The organism is Mycobacterium sp. MYCO198283 (genome assembly GCF_021213805.1).
In the GTDB taxonomy this organism is placed as follows: Bacteria; Actinomycetota; Actinomycetes; order Mycobacteriales; family Mycobacteriaceae; genus Mycobacterium.
Genome location: NZ_JAJQJI010000018.1, coordinates 1 through 3,366, shown reverse-complemented (window position 1 = coordinate 3,366; position 3,366 = coordinate 1). Strand labels below are relative to the sequence as shown.

The 3,366-nt window shown below is 57.1% G+C and carries 2 rRNA genes; both read left to right on the top strand.

Features of this window, described 5'->3' with window-relative positions:
- The first annotated feature begins 42 nt into the window (after positions 1-42).
- Positions 43-3,168: ribosomal RNA gene (locus LV457_RS19950) — 23S ribosomal RNA — on the top strand.
- An 80-nt stretch (positions 3,169-3,248) separates the two neighbouring features.
- Positions 3,249-3,361: ribosomal RNA gene (gene rrf, locus LV457_RS19945) — 5S ribosomal RNA — on the top strand.
- Positions 3,362-3,366 lie beyond the last annotated feature (5 nt).

Genomic DNA, 3,366 nt, shown 5'->3' with positions numbered 1-3,366 from the left:
GGGGTGTTGCGTTGTTTTGCAATTTCTTCTGTGAATGTTTGTGTGTAAGTGTGTAAGGGCGCATGGTGGATGCCTTGGCATCGGGAGCCGATGAAGGACGTGGGAGGCTGCGTTATGCCTCGGGGAGCTGTCAACCGAGCGTGGATCCGAGGATGTCCGAATGGGGAAACCCGGCACGAGTGATGTCGTGTCACCCGCATCTGAATGTATAGGGTGCGGGGGGGAACGCGGGGAAGTGAAACATCTCAGTACCCGTAGGAAGAGAAAACAAAAGTGATTCCGTGAGTAGTGGCGAGCGAAAGCGGATGATGGCTAAACCGTGGGCGTGTGATACCCGGCAGGGGTTGCGTCTGTGGTGTTGTGGGGTCTGTCGTCTCATGGTCTGCCGGCCTGGGCAGCAGTGATCAATAGATGGTGTTAGCCGAAGTGGCCTGGGATGGTCTGCCGTAGTGGGTGAGAGCCCCGTAGGTGAAAACATTGTCTCTGCTGTGATGGTGTCCCCGAGTAGCAGCGGGCTCGTGGAATCTGCTGTGAATCTGCCGGGACCACCCGGTAAGCCTGAATACTTCCCGATGACCGATAGCGGACAGTACCGTGAGGGAATGGTGAAAAGTACCCCGGGAGGGGAGTGAAAGAGTACCTGAAACCATGTGCCTACAATCCGTCAGAGCCCTCGACTTTGTTGTGGGGTGATGGCGTGCCTTTTGAAGAATGAGCCTGCGAGTCAGGGACATGTCGCGAGGTTAACCCGGGTGGGGTAGCCGCAGCGAAAGCGAGTCTGAATAGGGCGTATCCGCGCAGTTGTGTGTGGTGTAGTGGTGTGTTCTGGACCCGAAGCGGAGTGATCTACCCATGGCCAGGGTGAAGCGCGGGTAAGACCGCGTGGAGGCCCGAACCCACTTAGGTTGAAGACTGAGGGGATGAGTTGTGGGTAGGGGTGAAAGGCCAATCAAACTCCGTGATAGCTGGTTCTCCCCGAAATGCATTTAGGTGCAGCGTTGCATGGTTCACACCGGAGGTAGAGCTACTGGATGGCCGATGGGCCCTACTAGGTTACTGACGTCAGCCAAACTCCGAATGCCGGTGTGGAAGTAGTGTGGCAGTGAGACGGCGGGGGATAAGCTCCGTGCGTCGAGAGGGAAACAGCCCAGATCGCCGGCTAAGGCCCCTAAGCGTGTGCTAAGTGGAAAAGGATGTGCAGTCGCGAAGACAACCAGGAGGTTGGCTTAGAAGCAGCCACCCTTGAAAGAGTGCGTAATAGCTCACTGGTCAAGTGATTGTGCGCCGATAATGTAGCGGGGCTCAAGCACACCGCCGAAGCCGCGGCAGCACACCTTGTGTGTGCTGGGTAGGGGAGCGTCCTGCATCCGGTGAAGCCGCCGAGTGATCGAGTGGTGGAGGGTGTGGGAGTGAGAATGCAGGCATGAGTAGCGATAAGGCAAGTGAGAACCTTGCCCGCCGGAAGACCAAGGGTTCCTGGGCCAGGCCAGTCCGCCCAGGGTGAGTCGGGACCTAAGGCGAGGCCGACAGGCGTAGTCGATGGACAACGGGTTGATATTCCCGTACCCGTGTGTGCGCGCCCGTGACGAATCCATCCTGCTAACCGCCCAAAGGGTGGTCCATCGGTCCCTTCGGGGAGCGAGGATCACCGGCTGCGCGGGACCCGGGTGGGTAGTAGTCAAGCGATGGGGTGACGCAGGAAGGTAGCCGTACCAGTCAGTGGTTGTACTGGGGTAAGCCTGTAGGGCGAGTGGTAGGTAAATCCGTCACTCATGATGCCTGAGAGGTGATGCATAGCCGATTGAGGCGAATTCGGTGATCCTATGCTGCCAAGAAAAGCCTCTAGCGAGTTCACACACGGCCCGTACCCCAAACCAACACAGGTGGTCAGGTAGAGAATACCGAGGCGTACGAGTGAACTATGGTTAAGGAACTCGGCAAAATGCCCCCGTAACTTCGGGAGAAGGGGGACCCCCATACCGTCAGCCGGCATGCCCGGGGCAGCGGGAGGGGGTGGCACAAACCAGTGAGAAGCGACTGTTTACTAAAAACACAGGTCCGTGCGAAGTCGCAAGACGATGTATACGGACTGACGCCTGCCCGGTGCTGGAAGGTTAAGAGGACCCGTTAACCCGCAAGGGTGAAGCGGAGAATTTAAGCCCCAGTAAACGGCGGTGGTAACTATAACCATCCTAAGGTAGCGAAATTCCTTGTCGGGTAAGTTCCGACCTGCACGAATGGCGTAACGACTTCTCAACTGTCTCAACCATAGACTCGGCGAAATTGCATTACGAGTAAAGATGCTCGTTACGCGCGGCAGGACGAAAAGACCCCGGGACCTTCACTACAACTTGGTATTGATGTTCGATGCGGTTTGTGTAGGATAGGTGGGAGACTGTGAAGCCCAGACGCCAGTTTGGGTGGAGTCGTTGTTGAAATACCACTCTGATCGTATTGGACCTCTAACCTCGGACCGTTTATCCGGTTCAGGAACAGTGCCTGGTGGGTAGTTTAACTGGGGCGGTTGCCTCCTAAAATGTAACGGAGGCGCCCAAAGGTTCCCTCAACCTGGACGGCAATCAGGTGTTGAGTGTAAGTGCACAAGGGAGCTTGACTGCGAGACGGACATGTCGAGCAGGGACGAAAGTCGGGACTAGTGATCCGGCACCCCCGAGTGGAAGGGGTGTCGCTCAACGGATAAAAGGTACCCCGGGGATAACAGGCTGATCTTCCCCAAGAGTCCATATCGACGGGATGGTTTGGCACCTCGATGTCGGCTCGTCGCATCCTGGGGCTGGAGCAGGTCCCAAGGGTTGGGCTGTTCGCCCATTAAAGCGGCACGCGAGCTGGGTTTAGAACGTCGTGAGACAGTTCGGTCTCTATCCGCCGCGCGCGTCAGAAGCTTGAGGAAAGCTGTCCCTAGTACGAGAGGACCGGGACGGACGAACCTCTGGTACACCAGTTGTCCCACCAGGGGCACCGCTGGATAGCCACGTTCGGACAGGATAACCGCTGAAAGCATCTAAGCGGGAAACCTTCTCCAAGACCAGGCTTCTCACCCATCAAGTGGGATAAGGCCCCCCGCAGACCACGGGATCGATAGACCAGACCTACAAGACTAGCAATAGTCGCAGGGAACTGGCACTAACCGGCCGAAAACTTACCCACAACGAAGAAACGCAACCACAACCACACCGCACCCCACCACCAAAACACAAAACTCCACTTGCACAACAAGTGAATAAAGTTACGGCGGCCATAGCGGCAGGGAAACGCCCGGACCCATCCCGAACCCGGAAGCTAAGCCTGCCAGCGCCGATGATACTGCCCACCCGGGCGGAAAAGTAGGACACCGCCGAACACACA